Here is a 22,291-nt window from a genome sequence, read left to right on the forward strand (position 1 = left end):
AAAAGGAGTCTGAACATGAAAAAGGAATATGCAGTCATTGGTCTTGGACGCTTTGGCGGAAGTATTTGCAAGGCGCTGAGCGAAGAAGGACTTGAAGTCATGGCGATGGATATGAATGAAGATCGAGTAAACGAGTACGCGAAAATTGCCTCACATGCGGTCATTGGTGATTCGACGGACGAAAACGTTTTAAAAAATCTTGGTATTCGCAATTTTGATCATGTCATCGTTGCAATCGGTGAAAACATTCAGGCAAGTATTTTAACAACGATTATGCTGAAAGAGCTTGGCGTCAAAATGGTCACCGTGAAAGCGCAAAATGACTACCATGAAAAGGTGCTCAACAAAATTGGAGCGGATCGCATCGTTCATCCAGAGCGAGATATGGGCAGACGGATTGCACATAAAATCATTTCAAATAACGTGCTTGATTACCTCGAGCTGTCAGATGAGTACAGCCTGATTGAGATTGTGGCAAACAGCAGGCTGGCGGGACATTCTCTTTTAGATCTTGATATACGGGCAAAATACGGCATCAACATTGTGGCCATTAAGCGCGGAAAAGAAGTCATTGTTTCCCCGCTGGCAGATGAAATGATTCAAAAAGAAGATATCCTCATTGTCATTGGGGCAGTAGCCGATATAGGACGCTTTGAAAAACGAGAAATGCAAAACGATTATTAAGCACTCCGATGACGGGGTGTTTTTTTACATGAATGTGTTCATGACAGGTGGACATTGAGACGGAAATTGACACTGAAAAGGGTTGCTTTGTTCATGTATAACCGCAAAAATGAATCATCTTATTTTTCGTGCAATTATCACTATTCAGAAATGGTTGATTTTCTCTAAATGTCATTGACTGGACAAACAGATTCGTTTACGATAAGAAACATTATATTGTTTACTTGGAGGAGGCAGTGTCGTTGGATAAGGAGCTTTTCAGACATCAAATTGAGGTAGCAGCAAAGAGAAAAAAAGCAGCCCTCGTGATTAAACATGCGAAAGTCATGGATGTGTTTAACCAGGAATGGATAGACGCTGATGTCGCTGTTGAAAATGGACAAATAGTCGGGATAGGGGAGTACGAGGGAGAACAGGAGCTTGATGCAGCAGGTCAAATGCTTGTGCCTGGTTTTATTGATGGCCACGTTCATATCGAGTCTTCAATGGTTACCCCTGCTGAATTCTCCAAAGCTGTCGTTCCGCGCGGTGTGACAACTGTCGTAACAGATCCGCATGAAATCGCCAATGTGTCAGGTATAACAGGCATCCAATTTATGCTGGAAGAAGCGAGAAAAGCTGCCTTACATATTTATTTCATGCTGCCATCCTGTGTACCGGCAGTCAGTTTTGAACGATCAGGTGCTACATTAATAGCGAAAGATTTAAAGCCTCTTTATCAAGAAAAGGAAGTACTTGGTCTTGCTGAGGTGATGGACTATGTCGGTGTGGAGCAGGCAGAAGAAGATATGCTTCAAAAGCTGCTTGATGCCCAAAACGAGAATAAACTGATTGATGGCCATTTAGCAGGCTTAACAGATCGTTTAATCAACGTCTACCGGACGGCCAATATCCAAACAGACCATGAGGTGACAACTGCACAGGAAGCCCTTGAGCGTGTGAAAAGGGGCATGTATGTGATGCTGAGAGAAGGATCTGTTGCCAAAAACGTGAAAAATGTTTTACCCGCTGTCAATGAAAAGAATGCGAGACGCTTTTTCTTTTGCACAGATGATAAACATTTGGATGATTTAATGGCACAGGGAAGTATTGATGAGCAAGTACGGATGTCCATAAAAGAAGGCTTAGATCCATTTTTAGCCTATCAAATGGGAAGCTTAAATGCCGCAGAGTGTTTTGGTCTTAAAACAAAGGGAGCCATTGCACCAGGCTATGATGCTGATTTTATGCTTGTCTCGGACTTTCATCATGTAGACATTACAAGCGTATTTATCGCAGGTGAATTGGTTGCACAGAACGGAGAGTACAAGCCAAGTGTCGAAAAGATCGCACCAAGCCCAGCATTATTACAATCTGTTCATGCAGTAGATGTTCAAGAGGAAGACATTGCACTACCTATCACGGGCGATCAACATATGAATGTGATCCGTATTGTTCCGAATCAGCTTGAAACAAAGTTAGAACAAGTCTCTCCTTCAGAAATGAACGGACAATTTACAAGTGATACAGGCAGAGATGTATTGAAAATGGTGCTTGTTGAACGTCATCAAGGTTTATCTGAAATAGGCGTAGGGATTGTCAGCGGCTTCGGCATCAAACAGGGCGCGATTGCAACAACGGTTGCACATGATTCACATAACTTAATTGCAGTTGGCACAAATGATGCTGATATCATCAAAGCGATTGAGGCGTTAAAAGAAGCAGGCGGCGGTTTGACTGTTGTTAAAGAAGGGCGTTCTCTTCATACGCTGCCATTACCGATCTCTGGTTTATTGTCAGATCAGCCGGCACATCTAGTCAATGAAAGCCTTCATACACTTCATGAAGCGCTTAAAGAAACAGGTTTTACCTTAGACTTTAATCCGTTTTTGACGCTGTCCTTCTTGGCACTTCCAGTCATTCCTGATGTGAAAATGACGACAAAGGGCTTGTTTGATGTCAGAAACTTTCAGCACCTCCCAATTCAATCATAAAAAGTGAGAAACCGCATGTTATATATGCGGCTTTTTTCAATACTGATGAAAAAAAGAGACACAGCCAGTCGGCTCGTGTCTCTTTTTGTGATTACACTTCCATAATAATCGGTAAGATCATTGGGCGGCGTCTTGTTTTTTCGTAAAGGAAAGGAGCAAGTGTGTCCGTAATTTCGTTCTTAATTTCCGACCACTGAGTTGTCTTACGTTCCATTACTTTTTCAAGATGCTTTGAAATGAGATCTTGTGCGTCGTTGATGAGGTCTCCAGATTCTCTCATGTAGACAAAGCCTCTTGAGATGAGATCAGGACCAGCAGAGATTTTGAATTCTTTCATGTCCATGCTGACGACCACAATGACAAGACCTTCTTCAGAAAGAATGCGGCGGTCTCTTAAGACGATATTCCCGATATCGCCAATTCCGCTTCCGTCGATATACACGTTACCTGATGGAATTTTGCCAGCGACACTTGCTTCGTCACCTTTTAGTGCAAGTACTTCACCGTTATCCATGATAAAGCAGTTTTCCTCAGGAATTCCGCAATCATTCGCAAGTTTAATATGCGTTTTTTGCATGCGGTATTCACCGTGAATCGGCATAAAGAATTTTGGTTTAATTAAACGGAGCATCAGCTTTTGTTCTTCTTGTCCGCCATGACCAGATGTATGAATATTATTAAGTGAGCCATGAATAACCTCAGCGCCAGCACGGTACAGCTGGTTAATGGTGCGGCTTACGCTAATATTGTTACCTGGAATCGGTGAAGAAGAGAAGACAACAGTGTCTCCAGGATTAATCGAAATCTGGCGGTGAGTGCCGTTTGCAATACGAGAAAGAGCAGCCATCGGCTCACCTTGGCTCCCAGTACAAAGAATAGTCACTTTGTTTGCTGGTAGACGGTTGATTTCATTATGTTCAATGAACGTGTTTTTTGGACATTTAATGTAGCCAAGATCTTGTCCAATATCAATGGCAGACTCCATACTTCGTCCAAACACCGCAACTTTTCGGCCGTTGGCAACAGCGGACTCGATCACTTGCTGAAGTCTGTGAATGTTTGAAGCAAACGTAGCAAAGATAATACGTCCGTCGACTTTTCTAAAGATGTCATCAATGCTTTCGCCTACGCGTCTTTCAGACATCGTAAATTCTGGAATTTCACTGTTTGTACTATCGGATAAAAGACATAGAACGCCTTCTTTCCCGATTTCAGCCATTTTTGTTAAGTTGGCAGGTTCGCCAACAGGCGTAAAGTCAAACTTGAAATCACCTGTATGTACGATGTTACCAGGAGGTGTCTTCACGACAATTCCATAAGAATCTGGAATACTGTGTGTAGTTCTAAAGAAAGACACAGCTGTTTTTCTGAATTTAATGGTATCTTCTTCTTCATAAATGTGAAGTTTTGTTTGTCTCAAGAGACCGTGCTCTTCCAATTTATTACGAAGTAGGCCGATTGCGAGTTTGCCGCCGTAAACTGGAATATTCACTTGCTTGAGAAGGTAAGGGATACCGCCGATGTGGTCTTCATGTCCGTGAGTGATGAAAAGACCTTTGATTTTATCTTCGTTTTTAACTAAGTACGTATAGTCAGGGATGACGTAGTCAATTCCAAGAAGCTCATCTTCAGGGAACTTAATACCAGCATCAATTAAAATGATTTCATCTTGAAATTGAACGCCATACGTGTTTTTACCGATCTCGCCTAAACCGCCGAGCGCAAAAACTGCCGCCTGATCGTTTTTTACAAATTTCATTCCTCTCATAGCTCCAATACTTTAAAATTTTCACTTTCTCGTTCATAGTCTAAAAAAGCACCGTCTACAGGCTGAATGAATTCAATGTTGTAGCTATGTTTTTTCAACTTATCACGTACGTCTCTTTCAGAAACTGCTTCAACGTATAGTGAATCTGTGTGTTCTCTTACAGGTACCTCAGTAGTACTTGCCTGAAAAAATACCTTATATATCATCCAAATCTCTCCTTAAATACCGTATGTTACACTCGCTATTTCTATTATATTAAAAAAACGCGCATAAGAAAAGTCTCTGAGAAAAAAGGACCTTCAGCAAATGTGCGGAAGATCCTTTTAAGCGATCGATTTTTTACGAAGCATGTCCTTCCATTGTCTTCTAATTTTCTTGCGCAGACGACGAAGCATCGCAGGTCGCCTCCTTTCGAATTGAAGTGAGATTAGACCTTGTATTCCGTTCTCTCTTTATACTTGTATTATATGACGTTTCCATTGAATGTTACATGGTTATATGTGGGAAATGGGCGTTTTCATAGGAATTGGTTTCGAAAGCAGAAATCTTTCTGTATGATGAAAGGGAGTGGGTATACATAACAAGAGACAGGAGACGGGATATGAATAAAAAAGTCATCTTCTTTGATATCGACGGTACTTTATATGATCATGATAAAAAAATACCTGAATCAACGAAGCGAGCGGTTCGTTTATTAAAAGAAAAAGGCCATCATCTCTTCATTGCATCTGGGCGTTCGCCTTTTTTAATTAAGCCTATTTTAGAGGAATTGGGGCTTGACTCCTTTATAGCTTATAACGGTCAGTATGTCATGTATGAGGGAGAAGTCATTTACGGCAATCCGCTTAAACTGGAGCTAATGGAGCAAATTTATGAAACAGCGGATCATCATGATCATCCGCTTGTTTTCATGGGGGAAAAAACGATGAAGGCTTCTGTGCCAAATCATCCGTTTATCCATGAGGGGATTGGGACTTTAAAAACAGAGCATCCTGAACATGATTTGTCTTACTTTAAAGAAAACGAGATTTTTCAAATGCTGTTATTCTGTAAGGCAGAAGAGGAAGTCCAATACGAGGCGTTCCGCGAAGAAATTGATCTTGTCAGATGGCACGAGCTGTCAACAGATGTCTTGCCAAAAGGCGGATCAAAGGCTGAAGGCATTAAACGAGTTATCGAAAGACTGCCTTACGAGCAAAAGGATACCGTTGCCTTTGGAGACGGTCTGAACGATCGAGAGATGATTTCGTTTGCTGGTACAGGCGTCGCCATGGGAAATGCTGTGAATGAACTAAAAGATTTGGCTGATTTTGTGACAAAGCCAGTAGATGAAGACGGCATATTCCATGCAGTGACTCATTTAGGCCTGATTGAAGAATAAAAAAAGAAGACCCTTAGGTTATTGGGTCTTCTTTTTATTTTATGATCTGCCGATCGCAACAGAGTTGTCAGGCTCAGCGAATGGCTGATCCTTTTGAATATGATCATAAAACATAATGCCGTTTAAATGGTCGATTTCATGCTGAAACACAATGGCCGGAAACCCTTTTAGGCGAATATCAATGTCTTCTCCTTCAAGCGTTGTACCCTTCACCCTGATCTTTTGATATCGAGGGACAAATCCAGGAATGGCTTCATCAACAGATAAGCAGCCTTCACCAGTCGTTAAATAAGCTCTTTTGACGGAATGACTGACAATGCGCGGGTTGAAAAGGGCATAGCTGTATTCCACTCCATCTTCATCCTCACAGTGAACAGCGATCATTCGTTTACTGACATTAATTTGCGGAGCCGCGAGTCCAACGCCGGGTCTGAGTCCATACTTTTCAGCCATGTCAGCATCCTGACTATTTTTAACGAATTCAATCATGTCAGCTAATTGCTGTTTTTCCTCTTCTGTCGGCGGGAGCTCGACCGCTTCAGCTGTTTGTCTTAAGACGGGATGTCCGTCCCGTACGATATCTTCCATGGTAATCACAAATCTTCACTCCTATTTCCTTTGTATGTAAAGTATATAAAATGATACACAACATATGCAATGAAATAAAGAAGACCGGTCCTATGAGACCGGTCAGAGGCTTAAACAGCCATTAGCAGCAGCCGCCACCGCCGCCTAAGAATGCTGCGCCAACGATGATTAATAGGATGAAAAGGACAACGATTAAAGCGAATGTCCGTCCACCGCCGTATCCGTAGCCACCGCCATAACTTGGGTAACAACAGCCACCGCCATATCCACCACCGTATCCATACCCGTAACCGCCGTATCCACCATACATACTTCCATGACTATAATTAGACATACTTTTGACCTCCTTTGGAAATACACTCGGCCTCTCATAAGTGAAGGCGAAGCGTGTAATATAAACTATGTATGAATGCACTATTTGTATAGTCATGCGCCTATCACTTGAAAAAAATCTTCTTCGGCTCCTCAAAATGACCTCTTTCCTTGTCACAAACGCCTATAAAAATTATAGTGGTATGTGGAGATGTAAAGGGGGAACCTTGTGATGAGACAGATAAGAAGAAGCATGAAAGCAGGTGCTGCTTTAGCGGGGATATGTACCCTTTTGCTGGCGGGGTGCGGAGGTCAAAGTCCATTTCATGATATGCAAGATGCGATGACGAAAATGAGCGAAAAAGAGGCATCCTTTGAAAAAGAGCAAGGCGCACTGCAAAGCTATGAGAAAAAAGAGCAGCAGCTCTATAAAAAAATGATTCAAACCACAAAGGATCACACTAAAACAGTGAAAAGCCTTTCTGATCAGGCGTTAGCATCTGCTGCGAAACGAGAAGAACATTTGAAAACAGAAAAAGACAGCATGGATGAATCGAAAAAAGAATTGAAAACGGTCAAGGAATCTGCGAGACGTATACAAGATACGAATTTAAAAGAAGAAGCAGATGAAACGGTCAAATCGCTTGAGAAAAGATATGCGTCGTATGACCAGCTTTACAAGGAATATCAAAAGGCGTTGAAACAAGATCAGCATTTATATCAATCTTTAAAGAAAAAGGACTTAGGATATAAAGAGCTAAAATCCAAGCTGAAGACGGTGAACCGTTCTTATAGCAAAGTCAGAAAAGAAGGTAAAAAGTTCAATCAATATACAAAGCAATTGAATGAGCATAAACAGGCTTTGTCTAAAGTGGCAGATCAAGAGTCCAAAAAGAGCTGAAAAAACAGCTCTTTTTTTATTTTTCGACAAAAACAAACATTTTCTATTGTAGTACAGTAGTACACACTATACTAGTACAGTTCGATGTGTTTGTTAAACAGATTGATACAGCTCACCATAAAAAGTAAAGCGAATACATTTATTTAAATAAAGCCGTTAAATCAATTGACGGACTATTTTTCTTGTTGTAAACTAGTCCTTGTTAACAGAAGTTGTATTAGTTATTTGTGAACTATCGTTAATACAGTTAGAAGAACTCAAAAACGAGCGATCATCTTATGTTTCGACAACGATCCTAGTGGCTATTAAATACAGGAGTCATATGTGTATTTTGGGTTATCCTATATCTGTATGTATAAATGGATTCACGACAAATTGACTGTTAAAAGAAAGGAAGAGGTGACTTTAGAATGGCTGCAAAAACAAAAAAAGCAATTGTTGATAGCAAAAAGCAATTTGATGCCATCAAAAAGCAGTTTGAAACGTTTCAAATTTTAAACGAAAAAGGCGAAGTCGTAAACGAAGCGGCAATGCCAGATCTCTCAGATGACCAATTAAAAGAATTAATGCGCCGTATGGTGTTTACACGAGTATTAGATCAACGTTCAATTTCATTGAACCGTCAAGGACGTCTTGGCTTCTATGCGCCAACAGCTGGACAAGAGGCTTCTCAGCTTGCAACTCACTTTGCACTTGAGAAAGAAGATTTCATTCTTCCAGGATATCGTGATGTACCACAATTAATCTGGCATGGCCTTCCATTAACAAAAGCGTTCTTGTTCTCTCGTGGACACTTTGTTGGTAACCAAATGCCTGAAGATCTGAATGCACTTTCACCACAAATCATTATCGGTGCACAAATCATTCAAGCTGCTGGTGTAGCTCTTGGTTTGAAAAAGCGCGGTAAAAATGCTGTTGCAATCACTTACACTGGTGATGGCGGAGCTTCACAAGGTGATTTCTACGAAGGTATTAACTTTGCAGGGGCTTACAAAGCGCCAGCGATTTTTGTTGTCCAAAACAACAGATATGCGATCTCTACTCCTGTTGAGAAGCAATCTGCTGCGCAAACAATTGCACAAAAAGCGGCTGCAGCTGGTATCGTAGGCGTACAAGTTGACGGTATGGATGCATTAGCTGTATATGCAGCAACTGCTGAAGCTCGTGAGCGTGCTGTAAATGGCGAAGGTCCAACATTAATCGAAACTCTTACATTCCGTTACGGCCCACATACAATGGCTGGTGACGATCCAACAAGATATCGTACAAAAGAAGATGAAAACGAGTGGGAGCAAAAAGATCCATTGGTACGCTACCGCAAATTCTTGGAAAACAAAGGCCTATGGTCTGAAGAAGAAGAGAATAAAGTCATCGAAGATGCAAAAGAACAAATCAAACAAGCGATCAAAGAAGCTGACGAACAGCCTAAGCAAAAAGTCACTGACTTGATTGAAAACATGTACGATGTGAAACCATTCAACTTAGTTGAACAGCTTGAAATTTACAAACAGAAGGAGTCGAAGTAAGCCATGGCGCAAATGACAATGATTCAAGCGATCACTGATGCGTTACGCACAGAACTGAAAAATGACGAAAACGTTCTCGTTTTCGGAGAAGACGTTGGTAAAAACGGCGGCGTATTCCGTGCGACTGAAGGATTGCAAAAAGAGTTTGGTGAGGATCGTGTATTCGATACACCACTTGCTGAATCTGGTATTGGCGGTCTTGCAATTGGCCTTGGACTACAAGAATTCCGCCCAGTAATGGAAATTCAATTCTTCGGATTCGTTTACGAAGTATTAGATTCTGTTTCTGGACAAATGGCTCGTATGCGTTACCGTTCTGGCGGACGCTGGCATTCTCCAGTGACAATCCGTTCTCCATTCGGCGGGGGAGTTCACACACCTGAGCTTCACGCTGATAGCTTAGAAGGTCTTATCGCACAACAGCCTGGTATCAAGGTGGTCATTCCTTCAACACCTTACGATGCAAAAGGACTATTAATTTCTGCAATCCGCGACAATGATCCGGTTGTATTCCTTGAGCATATGAAACTTTATCGCTCTTTCCGCCAGGAAGTACCTGAAGAAGAGTACACAATTGAAATCGGTAAAGCTGACGTGAAACGTGAAGGTTCTGACCTTTCAATCATCACTTACGGTGCAATGGTTCACGAATCACTTAAAGCTGCTGAAGAGCTTGAAAAAGAAGGCGTTTCTGCTGAAGTGATCGACCTTCGTACAGTAAGCCCGCTTGATATTGAAACAATCATCGCTTCTGTTGAAAAAACAGGTCGTGCGATCGTTGTTCAAGAAGCACAAAAACAAGCTGGTATTGCTGCAAACGTAGTAGCTGAAATCAATGACAGAGCAATCCTTAGCCTAGAAGCACCAGTACTTCGTGTAGCTGCACCTGATACTGTATTTGCTTTCTCTCAAGCTGAGACCGTATGGCTTCCAAACCATAAAGACGTGCTTGAAACAGCTAAGAAAGTTCTTGAATTTTAATTAAATGATTGAGGGGAAAAGAATTTATTTCTCTTCCCCTTTATCAATTACAAGACCGTGTAAACATACACAACAAGGATTCAACAAAATCTAGGAGGCGAAAAACAGTGGCATTTGAATTTAAACTTCCGGACATCGGAGAAGGTATCCACGAAGGTGAGATCGTTAAGTGGTTTGTAAAACCAAACGACGAAATTAATGAAGATGACGTTTTAGCAGAGGTACAAAACGATAAAGCAGTTGTAGAAATTCCTTCACCTGTTAAAGGAAAAGTATTAGAATTAAAAGTTGAAGAGGGAACAGTTGCAACTGTAGGACAAACAATCATTACGTTTGATGCACCTGGTTACGAAAATCTTCAATTTAAAGGCAGCGAAGAAGAAGGCGAAGCAAAAACTGAAGCTCAAGTACAAGGTACTGCTGAAGCTGGTAACGAGCCAGAGAAGAAAGAAGTGGCACAAGAAGAAGCGGCAGCAGCAACTGGTGCAGGCGCACAAGAGCAAGTAGATGCTGATCCAAACAAACGCGTTATCGCTATGCCATCTGTACGTAAATATGCTCGCGAAAAAGGCATTGAAATTTACAAAGTTGCAGGTTCTGGTAAAAACGGACGTGTGTTAAAAGAAGATATCGACAGCTTCGTTAATGGTGGTTCTGCAGCTCAAGAAGCAGCACCTCAAGCAGCTGAAAGTGCGAAAGAAGAAGCAGCTCCTAAAGCGGCAGCAGCTCCAGTTCTTGAAGGGGAATTCCCAGAAACTCGCGAGAAAATGAGCGGAATCCGCAAAGCAATCGCGAAAGCAATGGTAAACTCTAAGCATACAGCTCCTCACGTAACATTAATGGATGAAGTTGATGTAACGAACCTTGTTGCACATCGTAAACAATTCAAACAAGTTGCAGCTGATCAAGGAATCAAGTTAACTTACTTGCCTTACGTTGTAAAAGCTCTTACTTCTGCTTTGAAAAAGTACCCAGTACTTAACACTTCTATCGATGATAAAACAGATGAAGTTGTTCAAAAGCATTACTACAACATCGGAATTGCAGCTGATACTGAAAAAGGCCTGCTCGTTCCAGTTGTGAAAAATGCAGATCGCAAAGCTATTTTTGAAGTGTCTAACGAAATCAACGAGCTTGCAACAAAAGCACGTGATGGTAAATTGGCTCCAGCTGAAATGAAAGGTGCATCTTGCACAATCACAAACATCGGTTCTGCTGGTGGACAATGGTTTACTCCAGTCATCAACCACCCAGAAGTAGCGATCCTTGGTATTGGCCGTATCGCTGAAAAAGCGGTTGTTCGTGATGGCGAAATCGTTGCAGCTCCAGTCTTAGCTCTTTCCCTAAGCTTTGACCACCGTATGATCGACGGAGCTACTGCGCAAAATGCCCTTAACCACATCAAGCGTTTATTGAATGATCCACAATTAATTTTAATGGAGGCGTAATGTCATGGTAGTAGGAGATTTCCCAATCGAAACAGATACTCTTGTCATCGGTGCAGGTCCTGGCGGATATGTAGCTGCTATTCGTGCTGCACAGCTTGGACAAAAAGTAACAATCGTTGAAAAAGGAACACTTGGCGGTGTATGTCTAAACGTTGGTTGTATTCCTTCAAAAGCATTAATCAATGCTGGCCATCGTTTCGAAAATGCTAAGCATTCTGAAGACATGGGTATCAAAGCTGAAAACGTAACAGTTGATTTCACAAAAGTTCAAGAGTGGAAAGCTTCTGTTGTAAACAAATTAACAGGTGGAGTTCAAGGTCTTCTTAAAGGAAATAAAGTAGACATCGTTAAAGGTGAAGCTTATTTCGTAGACAGCAACTCTGTACGTGTAATGGATGAAAATTCAGCACAGACGTACACTTTCAAAAATGCAATTCTTGCTACTGGATCTCGTCCAATTGAATTGCCTACTTTTAAATACACAGACCGCGTGATCAACTCAACTGGTGCTTTAGCGCTTAAAGAAGTACCTAAGAAGTTAGTTGTTATCGGTGGTGGATATATCGGTACTGAGCTTGGTACTGCTTATGCAAACTTTGGAACAGAAGTTGTCATCCTTGAAGGTGGAGACGAAATCCTTCCAGGTTTCGAAAAGCAAATGAGCTCATTGGTTAAACGTAACCTGAAGAAAAAAGGAAACGTTGAAATCCATACAAACGCTCTTGCAAAAGGCGTTGAAGAAAAATCTGATGGTGTCACTGTTACTTTCGAAGTAAAAGGTGAAGAAAAAACAGTTGATGCTGATTACGTACTTGTTACTGTTGGTCGTCGTCCAAACACAGATGAGCTTGGTCTTGAGCAAGTTGGTGTTGAATTGACTGACCGCGGAGTTGTCAAAACAGACAAACAATGCCGTACAAGCGTATCTAACATCTATGCAATTGGTGACATCGTTGATGGACCACCACTTGCACACAAAGCTTCTTACGAAGGTAAAATTGCAGCTGAAGCAATCGCTGGAGAGCCAGCTGAAATTGATTACCTTGGTATTCCTGCTGTTGTATTCTCTGAGCCAGAACTTGCAACTGTTGGATACACTGAAGCAGAAGCAAAAGAAGAAGGAATCGACATCGTTGCAGCGAAATTCCCATTCGCAGCAAACGGACGTGCACTTTCTCTTGACGCAACTGATGGCTTCATGAAAATGATCACTCGTAAAGAGGATGGTCTTGTGATTGGTGCACAAATCGCAGGTGTTGGCGCTTCTGATATGATTTCAGAGCTTAGCCTTGCAATCGAAGCTGGAGTGACTGCTGAAGATATCGCAATGACAATTCACGCTCACCCAACTTTAGGTGAAATTACAATGGAAACGGCTGAAGTAGCAATTGGAAGCCCAATCCATATCGTAAAATAATGAACTTATTAAAACCCTCTCCATCAAGGAGAGGGTTTTTTTGAGCGCTGCATGAGAAAAACCCCTCATTTCATGAGGGGGCTATTTCATATGGATATATAAGTGCAAGGTGAAGCCATTAATTTGTATTCACGCGGTCTAAAGCGTGGCATAAAGGCGATAAAATATCCTCTTTGCTGCTGACATTTCCTTCAACCTTCACAATGACTTTTTCATTATTTACAAGTAAAATAGCCGGTAATTCGTCTACTTCATTTTTCCAGCCTTTACGATCTTCTTTCACAATCATCTTTGACATTTCCTTCGGGTATTCATTCTTTAAATCGAGGACTGCATCATAATAAGGACTTTCTTTATCAAGATTTTCTGCATCTGTAAAAAAGAGAATTCTTGGTTTTTGAATATGACTGACTTGGTCTGTCTGATTCGGTATGATATACGCAAATGAGCATGAACTAAGTACAAAGAGCATGGGGAATATAATGAGAAGTGTCCTCATAAAATTCAATCTATTCACCTCAAAATCCTTTGGGGTTGTCCCAACATTTTTAGGAGCTGGTTACCTGTTAGTCACTCTAGTGTATCATGTCCTTTTTGACAATTTTCGATTGTTACTCAATTGTTACAGAATTGATATGAAGCAAAATACAATTGAAACGTTCCCTCAATATGATGAGAAAATAGCACATATTCATAAAAAATAATTAAATGTGTCATACAATTAACCGTTGACAACTTAAATGTGACATCATATTATAGGAGTATGAAATAGATTAAACGCTTTCAAATATTGAATGAAGAAAAGGGGAATGTACGTGGGTACAATTATTTGTCAAGATTGCAATGAGACCATTGATCAATTTGAAAATGAAAAAGTGACAACACTATACGGAACGTGTGGTCACTGTCATTGCTGTGATGAAGCCTCTGAATAAATAAAAAAGCATGCAGCTCCATTTGGGGCTGCATGTTTCTTTTTTATAAAATTGGTTTCTGTTCTTTAATCACGCGGATCATCTCTAGCGTTGAATCTTCTGGTCCTTGGACAGGGAGACCAATTTCAATGTTTTTAAAGATATAGGAGATATTTTCTTCTGTGATAATCTCTCCTGGTATAAAAATAGGTATGCCTGGCGGGTACACCATAACAAACTCTGCGATGATGCGGCCTGTTGCTTCTTTAAACGGAACCACTTCTGTTGTGGCGTAAAAGGCATCACGCGGCGTCATGGCAAGCGATGGAATCTCAGGAAGCAGGACTTCAGTTACCGCTTGTGTGCCGCTCTCACTTGTAGAGGTTGCGGCAATGTCTTTCATAGCCATTATAAGCGTATCGATTGTTTCATCAGAATCACCAGGGGTCACAATACATAAAATGTTGTAAAGGTCAGAAAGCTCCACTTCAATCCGGTAGCTTTCTCTCAACCATTTTTCGACATCATGGCCATTTAGGCCAAGGTCTTTAATTGAAATAATTAATTTCGTTGGATCATAATCATACGTAGAAGCTGAACTGAGTATTTCCTTGCCAATACACGTAATGCCATCAATTTGATTCAAACGGTTTCTCGCTGATTCAGCTAAACGGATGGCTTCATCTGCTAGTGCCTTTCCTTCAGTGGCTAATCGCTTTCGAGCGACATCAAGTGACGCCAAGAGCAAATAAGAAGTAGACGTTGTTGTCAGCATGCTTAAAATCGATTGCACGCGATCTTTTGAGATAAGCCCTTCCTTCATATTTAAAATAGAGCTTTGGGTCAGGGAACCGCCGAGTTTGTGGACACTTGTTGCTGCCATGTCGGCACCTGCCTGCATGGCAGATAGCGGGAGCTTATCGTGAAAATGAATATGCACGCCGTGTGCTTCATCGACAAGGACAGGCACATGAAATGAATGGGCAATGTCTACAATCGATTTTAAGTCTGCTGAAACGCCAAAATACGTCGGATTAATCACAAGCAGACCTTTTGCATCTGGGTGCTCCGTGAGTGCCTTTTTCGCTGATTCTGGTGTAATGCCGTGAGAGATGCCAAGCTCTTTGTCTATTTCTGGGTGAATAAAAACAGGAACTGCGCCAGAAAATACAATCGCGGACATAATCGATTTATGGACGTTACGCGGAACGATGATTTTATCTCCAGGTCCGCATACGGTCATCACCATTGTCATGATGGCGCCGCTTGTTCCTTGGATACAGAAAAACGTATGGTCAGCACCGAAGGCTTCAGCAGCTAGATCTTGTGCTTCTTTTATCATTCCTCGAGGTGAGTGTAAATCATCAAGAGGTTCTATATTAATGAGATCAATGCTTAATGCATTGTCGCCAATGAATGCTCTAAATTCAGGGTCCATTCCGGCTCCTTTTTTATGGCCAGGAATGTGAAATTGAACTGGATTGGTTGCTGCGTGTTTTTTTAGTCCAGTGTATAAGGGTGTATCATGTTGTGACAATTGCTTTCCCACCTTCGTCGAAATACCTGCTATTATTGTGCCAATAACGACAGATTTCATTGCATAAAACAAAAGAATTATATTATGAACTGATCGGAATGTAAAGCATAAAATCAATCGGTTTCTGATCGAACAGATGCTATAATAAAAGTTCAAATAAGAAATGAGTGTTAAAGTGAGGGACAAGTAAATGGAATATCAATATCCAATGGACGTCGACTGGACGACAGAGGAAAAGATTGCGGTTATTTCGTTTTTTCAAGCTGTTGAAAAAGCCTATGAAAAAGGAATAGCGAAGCAGGAGTTATTAGATACTTATAAACGCTTTAAAGAGATTGTGCCATCAAAAGCAGAAGAAAAGACGCATTGTGCAGCGTTTGAAAAGGAAAGCGGGTATTCTCCTTATCGTACAGTGAAAACGGCAAGAGAAGCAGAAGAGTCCGCCATTATACGTATGTAAGAAAAAACGAGCCTTGGTGGGCTCGTTTTTTTATACAGATTGTTTTTGTGTAAAGCGGTATAGATAAGTCAACGTGCGGAAGGCATCTTCGATTTTTGATAAAAATTCTTCATTATTCATTTGAACGACTTCTTCTCTAGGCAACTGAATGCCGCAAAGGAGCTCGGCTTTTTTCACCGTTTGCACACGTTCAAACAGCGTTTTTAGCTGTTCTGCATCGAGCTCGCTGTGACGCATGACATCTGGTTTCATATGATCTTTAGACCAAACAAAATCTTGCGGTATTTTCTTCTGAATGGTATCTAGTTCTTTTTCGAATAACTGACCATATTCGCCTTTCACAGGAGATTCATAAATGAGAGCAAACCATACAAAGACATGTGTTTTCCAAAGCCCAATTTGAAAATGAGGGAGTTTTTTATACCCACGCTTGCTGTTTGCAAAAGCAACCCACGTATCATTTGGCGGATTGACTGATCTTCTAGCATGCTTTGCGACGTGTACAAACATTTCGTCTCCTGTAATAGAAGAAAGAAGTGGTGCAAAGTGTTCTCCAAGTGCCTCAAGCTTTGGACGGACTCTTTCTTTTAATACGGTCATTCGTTCATCTAAACCGTCAACTGTAAATGTCTCAAAATCTTCATCTCTAAAACGCATTTCACTCATAGTATGCCTCCTGTATTCTTTCGCTGATCATATTTTATCATAGCTTGGGTTAAGCTCAAAAAAAGATGCACCGTCATGTCAAAGATTGTAGAGGAAGTAGGGCAGCGTTTAAAAACAACGATTTTGTGGTACATAACAAATAGGTAAAAACACAATTTTCAGAATGTCGTTGCGGTTATGCGATCGCTTCATACGATATAAGCAAGAACCAATTCTCTTATCGATTGAATTTTTTATCAATGAAAACTGACAAGGAATGAATCATTCTCTGGAAGGGGCGTTGACCAAATGAAGCAAATCGTGAAGCAGGGGTATAGACAGGAGAAGAAGAATCGCATCGCTGTGTGGAGATTAGAGGTGGACTATGAGCTTTCTACGCTTCATGAAGCCATCGAGCAAAAAGATGACATCCAAATCGAACGCAGCAAACGAAAGCTTGAGCGCCTAAGAAAAGAATGGGAGCAGCTTAAAGGGTAAAACAAGGTGAGGTAAAAACGAACCAATTCATCGGTTCGTTTTTGTATGAAGCTGCTTTTTTCTTGCTTTTACGCACATAATATCAGTATGCTATTACAAATAGGTATTACATAGAAAAGAGGTTTACAGTCTGATGACAAACTGGGTGGAAATTGACCGTCTTGCAAAGCTTTGGGTAAAAGAAGCAGGAAGCCGTATTAAAGCGTCCATGCAGGAAGGTCTATCAATTGAAACAAAATCAAATCCAAATGATCTTGTCACAAATATCGATAAAGAAACAGAACGTTTTTTCATTGAAAAGATACAATCGACATTTTCAGATCATCATATTTTAGGTGAAGAGGGACAAGGGGAAGAAGTGACCTCACTGGATGGAGTCGTGTGGATCATTGATCCAATCGATGGCACAATGAACTTTGTCCATCAAAAACGCAACTTTGCCATTTCAATCGGGATATTTGAAAATGGCATTGGGAAAATCGGTCTCATATATGACGTCATTCATGACGAGCTTTACCATGCGGTCAAAGGAGAAGGGGCTTATATGAATGATACCCTGCTTCCGCCATTAAAAGATGTAGCGATTGAAAAAGCCATTGTCGGCATTAACCCGACCTGGGCGATCGAAAGCCCTTATTTTGATGCTAAACCGTTTGCCCGTCTTGTGCGTGATGTGAGAGGGACGAGAACGATTGGATCAGCTGCACTTGAGCTCGCTTATATCGCAAGCGGCAGAAGTGACGCATACGTCACGTTAAGGCTTGCGCCGTGGGATTATGCAGCAGGCTGTGTGCTTTTGGATGAAGTAGGGGCAGTCTACTCAAATATACACGGAGAACACCTAACGTTTCTAGACAAAAACAGTATCGTCGCCGGAAATCGATCCGTTTGTGAAAAAATCTTGCACGATTACATAAAAGGCAGTGGAAATAAAAAATAAACCAAATCACTTCATGAGAATGAAGTGATTTTTTGTATTTGATGAAACTTTTTGGAAAGAGAAATGTCTATACGAACGAGGCCTTAATTTGATGTAAAGGATTGTTTATTAATGTTTGATTTGTTTAGTGATTTATCGCTCCATTTTGAAAGGTATTTTATTTTAAACGAGTACAGTATCCGCATCATTCAATGGTGTGTACTTGGACTATTTGTTCTTTTTATTACACTTCCTATATGGAAAGAAAAGAAAAGTGGTTATGTATTTTATGCTGGGCTTGTATTAAGAGTAGTCCTGCTAGGCGGAATGACACTTGAAATGAGCCACCAAGTCCTAGCTAGACAGTATACGATTGAAACATTTGAAGTGCTGACGGATTTCATGCAATTTCTCATCTATGGGTATGTCTTGCTTGCATCACTGTACTATGTTATTACTCTTCCTTATTTAAAAAATAAAGGTATGTTTTTTGCTTTTGATTTATCTGTATTACTTCTGCCTTTATGTCAAACAGTGTTTATTGTGTTTGCTGAAAGCAAAAAGTTCTTTCTTAGCGGTGATACGGGGCTAGTATGGAGAGATATGATCACCATTTTGGCTATGGCTTGCTTTGCCGCTTTGCTGCTGCACCTTTTCTTTCGCTTGTTTTGGCACTGGAAGTGGAAGGAATTGCTTTTATTCTATGGTTTGATTTTTGCAGCCTTGCTTTATATATTTTATCCTTCTATTTCGAAGTATGAGCTTCAATCTACATTTAAATCGATTGTCATTTTAGTAGCAGCAGCAGGAAGCTTTATGACGATTTATTTGTTATATGCTTTACTACGGGACAAGGTGAGATTAAGGAAGTGGGGCGCTGGTTGTATAGCTGTCTTTTTTCTGCTATTACTCAATCCGATTGTCAATATTCCTCATACCATGTTCCAATTCACCAAAACGGAACTGGTAGATACATTTTCAGAAGAATATCGCCCTTTATCAGCAGTAAGTGCAAAAGCATTCGCTTCAAAATTTGTCCCAGAGGATCAATCGCTGTATTTAAATGCTAGTCTTCAGCCTATCCCTTATCATTACGTGTTTGCAGATGATCAGTATGAAGTGAATATTTCTGCGTTTACAGGCGAATTAAGCGGTTATTCTTATCGAGGTCGTTTAGAGGGAAAGGAACTAACCGATAAAGAATATAGAAAAAAAACCATTGAATTTTTTGAAAAAAGCGGGCGGTCAATCGATCTACAGCGCATTCAATTAGCTGTAAAAAAAGAGGACGGAGAGACGGACGTTCTTCTTCTGCCAAAAATGTCTCAGAATGAAGAGGACAGTTTAGCGTTTGCCACCTGGAAAAAAGGGACGCTTCGACAAGCGCAATACGTAAACGCCATCTTTCAATTAAAGGATATAGACGGAATCCATTTAACAGAAATGGAGATAAAAAATAGGATCAACAGTATTTATAAACATTTAAACCTAAAGTCGCCAGCTTATCAAATCACAGGCATTGATGAATTTTATTTTGATTGGCAGCATGAAGTGAGGGTCACAACAAAAGATCAATCGGAGTTTCTGTTTAATGGCTCAACAAAAGATATCATCAGCTTCAAGTTGTCAAAAACGCTTCTTCAACAGAAAAAAGAGAACGTCAGCGATGAAGATTTGTTAAAGCTCATAGAGAAAAAGCCAGAAGACGTGAAGAAAAAGACAGGTACTAATGAAACCAAACAGTATACATTTAATCGATCCTCTCATCTACTGCGTGTGTTTAGAGATCATGATGGAATTGAACTGAGGCTGGAACCAGTGTCCTCTATACCGGATGTTGTATCGTATAAAGATCGTGATGAAGTCTATCAACAAGTATTAAAAAATGAGAAACCATCTATGATTTATAAAAAACAAATAAAACCAGTTAGAATGATCAACAAAGAAGGGGACATGGACAATTCATGGCTAGTCATTATTCAAACCTTTGGATCAAATGAGCGTAAAATTTATGAAGTAAATGGACGAACAAAAGAGGTGCACCGTTTTGACAGATAAAGAAAAACAAGCCATCTTTCAAGACTTATATGAACTGTATCAAGAAGGGGAGCTGGGTGACGAAGCATACAGTTGGATGAAGTCACATGAGCAGCAATTTCAGCATGTTGTCATAGGGAATAAACAAGGTTCAGCACTGATTGAAGATCAGAATGACTATAATGAGTTAAAACGCATGAAGGGGTTTATTTACTCGTTATACTTCTTTTTCATTGTCTTATCGATTTGGATGACTGTGTGGTTTTATTTCTAATGTCCAGAACAGCTGATCAAATTGAAAAAATCTATGAAGAATATTTTCAGGAAATCACCAAATATCTATATCGGCGGACAGGGAATATGGAAACGGCCAAGGATCTTGCGCAAGATGTATTTATGAAGGCTCTACATGGTTTATCATCTTTTAAAGGACATTCTAGTGTGAAAACATGGCTTTATACCATTGCTTATCATACATTTGTGAATGACTATCGCCGGAAAATCAAATGGACATTTACGAATGTAGAAGAGGTTGATTACTTAGAGCAGCAGTCCTTTTTGACACCAGAGGACCACATCGAAACACAAGCTGACATTCAAAGGCTGTGGCATCATATCAATCAGCTGAAGGATTCATATCGAGAGGTCCTTATTTTAAGAGATATTCAGGAATTGTCATATGAAGAAGTAGCTGAAATTTTGAATTGGACTTTATCTAAAGTCAAAACAACCCTTCATCGAGCGAGATTAGAGCTGAAGCGAATGCTACATTGTGAGGAGTTCAATACATGAGCTGTTATTTGATCGAAGAATTGTTACCCCTTTATATAGAGGGAGACACAAGTGCGGGTACCAATAAAATAATAGCCGAGCATCTACAAACCTGCGAGAGCTGCCGGCAACTTTATCAAGAGATGAGAGAACCAATCACTCTTATCCAGACACCTGATCTCATGCCATATATAGATGAAAAGGAAGAAAAAAGAAAGTTCGAGAAGCGCTATTATGGCAAGTTAATATACCGAGCAAGCATCGTGTTTGGTTTAGGGTATGTCATGATGATCATTCTTTATTGGCTGAAATAAAAAACCCCCATCTGGGCGATCCAGGTGGGGGTTTTGGAGCTTAGCTTAATTTTTCTTTAGCAATTTGAATGGCATCATAGACCGATTTTAATTGCTCTTGAGGAATTTTCTTCAGCATTTGGTTAAAAACAAGTAATTCAGTAGAGCTGAATCCAATACCTTTTGCGATTTTTGAATCAATGACAACATTACCTTTTTTGTCTAGAACAAGTGCATCACCGGCAAGGTCAGCAATTCTGATCACTGATTTCAACAGTTTTTCAAATTTAGCTGCTTCTTCTTTTGTAAGACCAAGTTCAACAGCTTTCGCTGCATCAAAAACCAATTTTCCTTTTTCGTTTTTAGTGATGCTTTCACTGAAAACGATTGTCAGAACAGCTGCGCGATCTAAGAATTTCTCAGCAGTCGCCGCTTCTTCTTCAGTTAGTCCGAGCTCAACAGCTTTTTTCACATCAAATGTGTAGTTGTTGTCTTCCTCAACAAATGAGTTGATGAGAATGTTGATGACACGCTCGTTTTTCTCCAATAATTCTTTAATGACTTGCTGCTGCTCGAAAGGAATCCCTTTGAAAGTTGCAGCGCTTGCTTGCCCAGGAGCTACTGTTGTGAAAGTAAGAATAATAGCTAAAGCGAAAAATACAACAGAGCTGAGCGATTTGCTCAAAATCTTCTTCATGCTTCTTTTCTCTCCCTTTTCTGTTAAATTTTGTTGCAAGAACAGCATACCATGAGAAAGTTTGTGGAAGAATAGGAAAATTGTAACTTTCTGTTTGATTTTGGAGAACTATAAACGTTATTGTCGAAAAATGGAGAGGTTCAGATGGCTTACTTTTGCCAAGCCTAAATGATATGTTCTGTCTTTATACACGACCTTTCATAGGTGGTTGGTCTTGTTTTTACCCAAAATAAAAGCCTTCTACATATAGAATGTAAAAGGCTTTTGAGAAATTTTATGATTGCACGTTTAATTTTCTTTTTAATGTAAATCCTGTACCCATGAAAATCATGGCAAACACAATACTTAGACAAATACCCAGCACGTTTTTTTCTGCAAGAGTTACCCCAATAAACGCCATACTGACAACCGCAAGTAATGCACATAATAATAGAAGCCATTTGATTTGTTTCATTTGTCTCCATCCCTTTTTTTTAGAGTTAATATAAGTTTACAGAAAAACGATCGGCATTTAAAGGGGATTGTGATATAATATGAAAGT

At 40.3% G+C, this 22,291-nt stretch carries 25 protein-coding genes; 16 read left to right on the forward strand and 9 right to left on the reverse strand.

The window, feature by feature from the left end; translation table 11 throughout:
* The first annotated feature begins 15 nt into the window (after nucleotides 1-15).
* Both NSS78_RS07000 and ade read left to right on the forward strand, forming a co-directional pair.
* Nucleotides 16-684: a TrkA family potassium uptake protein gene (locus tag NSS78_RS07000; protein ID WP_003211815.1), complete on the forward strand. Its 669-nt coding sequence runs from the start codon at nucleotides 16-18 to the stop codon at nucleotides 682-684.
* 242 nt (nucleotides 685-926) lie between these two features.
* Nucleotides 927-2,657, forward strand: coding sequence for an adenine deaminase (gene ade / locus NSS78_RS07005; protein WP_327840609.1), 1,731 nt, complete (start codon nucleotides 927-929; stop codon nucleotides 2,655-2,657).
* A 91-nt stretch (nucleotides 2,658-2,748) separates the two neighbouring features.
* Here ade and rnjA read toward each other — a convergent pair whose 3' ends face one another.
* Both rnjA and NSS78_RS07015 read right to left on the reverse strand, forming a co-directional pair.
* The gene (rnjA, locus tag NSS78_RS07010; RefSeq protein WP_003212511.1) at nucleotides 2,749-4,416 is read right to left on the reverse strand and encodes a ribonuclease J1; all 1,668 of its coding nucleotides are present in this window, start codon (nucleotides 4,414-4,416) and stop codon (nucleotides 2,749-2,751) included.
* Between the two features lie 5 nt (nucleotides 4,417-4,421).
* Complete coding sequence (locus tag NSS78_RS07015; RefSeq protein WP_003211882.1) at nucleotides 4,422-4,631, reverse strand: DNA-directed RNA polymerase subunit epsilon; 210 nt, start codon at nucleotides 4,629-4,631, stop codon at nucleotides 4,422-4,424.
* A gap of 395 nt (nucleotides 4,632-5,026) precedes the next feature.
* Between NSS78_RS07015 and NSS78_RS07020 the strand changes: the two genes are divergently transcribed.
* The gene (locus NSS78_RS07020) at nucleotides 5,027-5,806 is read left to right on the forward strand and encodes a Cof-type HAD-IIB family hydrolase (RefSeq protein ID WP_003211252.1); all 780 of its coding nucleotides are present in this window, start codon (nucleotides 5,027-5,029) and stop codon (nucleotides 5,804-5,806) included.
* 39 nt (nucleotides 5,807-5,845) lie between these two features.
* On the opposite strand, the gene def is transcribed toward NSS78_RS07020, so the two are convergent.
* Nucleotides 5,846-6,403, reverse strand: a complete 558-nt coding sequence (gene def, locus NSS78_RS07025; protein ID WP_003210923.1) for a peptide deformylase — start codon at nucleotides 6,401-6,403, stop codon at nucleotides 5,846-5,848.
* Nucleotides 6,404-6,515: 112 nt separating this feature from the next.
* Complete coding sequence (locus tag NSS78_RS07030) at nucleotides 6,516-6,704, reverse strand: YjcZ family sporulation protein (RefSeq protein WP_041816227.1); 189 nt, start codon at nucleotides 6,702-6,704, stop codon at nucleotides 6,516-6,518.
* Nucleotides 6,705-6,938: 234 nt separating this feature from the next.
* Here NSS78_RS07030 and NSS78_RS07035 point away from each other — a divergent pair, with 234 nt between their 5' ends.
* The 5 genes from NSS78_RS07035 (at nucleotide 6,939) to lpdA (ending at nucleotide 12,979) form a co-directional block, all read left to right on the forward strand.
* A complete protein-coding gene (locus NSS78_RS07035) occupies nucleotides 6,939-7,607 on the forward strand; it encodes a YkyA family protein (protein ID WP_327840611.1) in 669 nt (222 codons plus the stop codon).
* A 410-nt stretch (nucleotides 7,608-8,017) separates the two neighbouring features.
* Nucleotides 8,018-9,133 (forward strand): pyruvate dehydrogenase (acetyl-transferring) E1 component subunit alpha, encoded by a 1,116-nt coding sequence (gene pdhA / locus NSS78_RS07040; RefSeq protein WP_003211678.1) that lies wholly within the window; start codon nucleotides 8,018-8,020, stop codon nucleotides 9,131-9,133.
* 3 nt (nucleotides 9,134-9,136) lie between these two features.
* Nucleotides 9,137-10,114 carry a pyruvate dehydrogenase complex E1 component subunit beta gene (gene pdhB, locus NSS78_RS07045; RefSeq protein ID WP_003211433.1) on the forward strand — a complete coding sequence of 326 codons (978 nt, stop codon included), beginning with the start codon at nucleotides 9,137-9,139 and terminating at the stop codon, nucleotides 10,112-10,114.
* Between the two features lie 107 nt (nucleotides 10,115-10,221).
* A complete protein-coding gene (locus tag NSS78_RS07050) occupies nucleotides 10,222-11,562 on the forward strand; it encodes a dihydrolipoamide acetyltransferase family protein (protein ID WP_003211261.1) in 1,341 nt (446 codons plus the stop codon).
* A gap of 4 nt (nucleotides 11,563-11,566) precedes the next feature.
* The gene (lpdA, locus tag NSS78_RS07055; protein WP_003211097.1) at nucleotides 11,567-12,979 is read left to right on the forward strand and encodes a dihydrolipoyl dehydrogenase; all 1,413 of its coding nucleotides are present in this window, start codon (nucleotides 11,567-11,569) and stop codon (nucleotides 12,977-12,979) included.
* Between the two features lie 118 nt (nucleotides 12,980-13,097).
* Here the strand turns inward: lpdA and NSS78_RS07060 are convergent, their stop codons facing one another.
* On the reverse strand, nucleotides 13,098-13,478 hold the full coding sequence (locus NSS78_RS07060) for a hypothetical protein (protein ID WP_223250645.1): 381 nt from the start codon (nucleotides 13,476-13,478) through the stop codon (nucleotides 13,098-13,100).
* A gap of 316 nt (nucleotides 13,479-13,794) precedes the next feature.
* On the opposite strand from NSS78_RS07060, the gene NSS78_RS07065 reads away from it, so the two are divergent.
* The gene (locus tag NSS78_RS07065) at nucleotides 13,795-13,914 is read left to right on the forward strand and encodes a GapA-binding peptide SR1P (RefSeq protein WP_003212464.1); all 120 of its coding nucleotides are present in this window, start codon (nucleotides 13,795-13,797) and stop codon (nucleotides 13,912-13,914) included.
* 43 nt (nucleotides 13,915-13,957) lie between these two features.
* Here NSS78_RS07065 and NSS78_RS07070 read toward each other — a convergent pair whose 3' ends face one another.
* On the reverse strand, nucleotides 13,958-15,430 hold the full coding sequence (locus NSS78_RS07070) for an aminotransferase class I/II-fold pyridoxal phosphate-dependent enzyme (RefSeq protein ID WP_106032469.1): 1,473 nt from the start codon (nucleotides 15,428-15,430) through the stop codon (nucleotides 13,958-13,960).
* A 190-nt stretch (nucleotides 15,431-15,620) separates the two neighbouring features.
* Here NSS78_RS07070 and NSS78_RS07075 point away from each other — a divergent pair, with 190 nt between their 5' ends.
* A complete protein-coding gene (locus NSS78_RS07075; protein WP_050945118.1) occupies nucleotides 15,621-15,890 on the forward strand; it encodes a UPF0223 family protein in 270 nt (89 codons plus the stop codon).
* Nucleotides 15,891-15,920: 30 nt separating this feature from the next.
* Here NSS78_RS07075 and NSS78_RS07080 read toward each other — a convergent pair whose 3' ends face one another.
* Entirely contained in the window at nucleotides 15,921-16,556 is a 636-nt protein-coding gene (locus NSS78_RS07080) for a DUF1054 domain-containing protein (RefSeq protein ID WP_050945117.1), read from the reverse strand.
* Between the two features lie 288 nt (nucleotides 16,557-16,844).
* Between NSS78_RS07080 and NSS78_RS07085 the strand changes: the two genes are divergently transcribed.
* From NSS78_RS07085 to NSS78_RS07110, 6 genes are all read left to right on the forward strand, one after another.
* Entirely contained in the window at nucleotides 16,845-17,033 is a 189-nt protein-coding gene (locus NSS78_RS07085) for a hypothetical protein (RefSeq protein WP_003211901.1), read from the forward strand.
* Nucleotides 17,034-17,166: 133 nt separating this feature from the next.
* Nucleotides 17,167-17,973, forward strand: a complete 807-nt coding sequence (locus tag NSS78_RS07090; RefSeq protein WP_327840613.1) for an inositol monophosphatase family protein — start codon at nucleotides 17,167-17,169, stop codon at nucleotides 17,971-17,973.
* 111 nt (nucleotides 17,974-18,084) lie between these two features.
* Complete coding sequence (locus NSS78_RS07095) at nucleotides 18,085-20,010, forward strand: hypothetical protein (RefSeq protein WP_327840615.1); 1,926 nt, start codon at nucleotides 18,085-18,087, stop codon at nucleotides 20,008-20,010.
* The gene (locus NSS78_RS07100) at nucleotides 20,000-20,263 is read left to right on the forward strand and encodes a hypothetical protein (RefSeq protein ID WP_126741232.1); all 264 of its coding nucleotides are present in this window, start codon (nucleotides 20,000-20,002) and stop codon (nucleotides 20,261-20,263) included. Before NSS78_RS07095 ends, NSS78_RS07100 begins: the two co-directional genes overlap by 11 nt.
* Nucleotides 20,263-20,781 carry a sigma-70 family RNA polymerase sigma factor gene (locus NSS78_RS07105; RefSeq protein WP_205688519.1) on the forward strand — a complete coding sequence of 173 codons (519 nt, stop codon included), beginning with the start codon at nucleotides 20,263-20,265 and terminating at the stop codon, nucleotides 20,779-20,781. The genes NSS78_RS07100 and NSS78_RS07105 overlap by 1 nt, the downstream gene beginning before the upstream one ends.
* Nucleotides 20,778-21,074 (forward strand): zf-HC2 domain-containing protein, encoded by a 297-nt coding sequence (locus tag NSS78_RS07110; RefSeq protein ID WP_327840617.1) that lies wholly within the window; start codon nucleotides 20,778-20,780, stop codon nucleotides 21,072-21,074. Before NSS78_RS07105 ends, NSS78_RS07110 begins: the two co-directional genes overlap by 4 nt.
* Nucleotides 21,075-21,114: 40 nt before the next feature.
* Here the strand turns inward: NSS78_RS07110 and NSS78_RS07115 are convergent, their stop codons facing one another.
* Nucleotides 21,115-21,750, reverse strand: a complete 636-nt coding sequence (locus tag NSS78_RS07115; protein ID WP_044142020.1) for a hypothetical protein — start codon at nucleotides 21,748-21,750, stop codon at nucleotides 21,115-21,117.
* A 274-nt stretch (nucleotides 21,751-22,024) separates the two neighbouring features.
* On the reverse strand, nucleotides 22,025-22,204 hold the full coding sequence (locus NSS78_RS07120; protein WP_003211596.1) for a DUF5325 family protein: 180 nt from the start codon (nucleotides 22,202-22,204) through the stop codon (nucleotides 22,025-22,027).
* Nucleotides 22,205-22,291 lie beyond the last annotated feature (87 nt).

The organism is Bacillus sp. FSL W8-0920 (genome assembly GCF_038593215.1).
GTDB classification, from domain to species: domain Bacteria; phylum Bacillota; class Bacilli; order Bacillales; family Bacillaceae; genus Bacillus; species Bacillus pumilus.

Bases quoted from the DNA above. Each gene is read 5' to 3' on its own strand.
- NSS78_RS07000 (WP_003211815.1), top strand. From the start codon at position 16: ATGAAAAAGGAATATGCAGTCATTGGTCTTGGACGCTTTGGCGGAAGT.
- rnjA (WP_003212511.1), bottom strand. From the start codon at position 4,416: ATGAAATTTGTAAAAAACGATCAGGCGGCAGTTTTTGCGCTCGGCGGT.
- NSS78_RS07015 (WP_003211882.1), bottom strand. From the start codon at position 4,631: ATGATATATAAGGTATTTTTTCAGGCAAGTACTACTGAGGTACCTGTA.
- NSS78_RS07020 (WP_003211252.1), top strand. From the start codon at position 5,027: ATGAATAAAAAAGTCATCTTCTTTGATATCGACGGTACTTTATATGAT.
- NSS78_RS07030 (WP_041816227.1), bottom strand. From the start codon at position 6,704: ATGTATGGTGGATACGGCGGTTACGGGTATGGATACGGTGGTGGATAT.
- NSS78_RS07035 (WP_327840611.1), top strand. From the start codon at position 6,939: ATGAGACAGATAAGAAGAAGCATGAAAGCAGGTGCTGCTTTAGCGGGG.
- pdhA (WP_003211678.1), top strand. From the start codon at position 8,018: ATGGCTGCAAAAACAAAAAAAGCAATTGTTGATAGCAAAAAGCAATTT.
- pdhB (WP_003211433.1), top strand. From the start codon at position 9,137: ATGGCGCAAATGACAATGATTCAAGCGATCACTGATGCGTTACGCACA.
- lpdA (WP_003211097.1), top strand. From the start codon at position 11,567: ATGGTAGTAGGAGATTTCCCAATCGAAACAGATACTCTTGTCATCGGT.
- NSS78_RS07060 (WP_223250645.1), bottom strand. From the start codon at position 13,478: ATGAGGACACTTCTCATTATATTCCCCATGCTCTTTGTACTTAGTTCA.
- NSS78_RS07075 (WP_050945118.1), top strand. From the start codon at position 15,621: ATGGAATATCAATATCCAATGGACGTCGACTGGACGACAGAGGAAAAG.
- NSS78_RS07080 (WP_050945117.1), bottom strand. From the start codon at position 16,556: ATGAGTGAAATGCGTTTTAGAGATGAAGATTTTGAGACATTTACAGTT.
- NSS78_RS07085 (WP_003211901.1), top strand. From the start codon at position 16,845: ATGAAGCAAATCGTGAAGCAGGGGTATAGACAGGAGAAGAAGAATCGC.
- NSS78_RS07090 (WP_327840613.1), top strand. From the start codon at position 17,167: ATGACAAACTGGGTGGAAATTGACCGTCTTGCAAAGCTTTGGGTAAAA.
- NSS78_RS07095 (WP_327840615.1), top strand. From the start codon at position 18,085: ATGTTTGATTTGTTTAGTGATTTATCGCTCCATTTTGAAAGGTATTTT.
- NSS78_RS07105 (WP_205688519.1), top strand. From the start codon at position 20,263: ATGTCCAGAACAGCTGATCAAATTGAAAAAATCTATGAAGAATATTTT.
- NSS78_RS07110 (WP_327840617.1), top strand. From the start codon at position 20,778: ATGAGCTGTTATTTGATCGAAGAATTGTTACCCCTTTATATAGAGGGA.
- NSS78_RS07115 (WP_044142020.1), bottom strand. From the start codon at position 21,750: ATGAAGAAGATTTTGAGCAAATCGCTCAGCTCTGTTGTATTTTTCGCT.
- NSS78_RS07120 (WP_003211596.1), bottom strand. From the start codon at position 22,204: ATGAAACAAATCAAATGGCTTCTATTATTATGTGCATTACTTGCGGTT.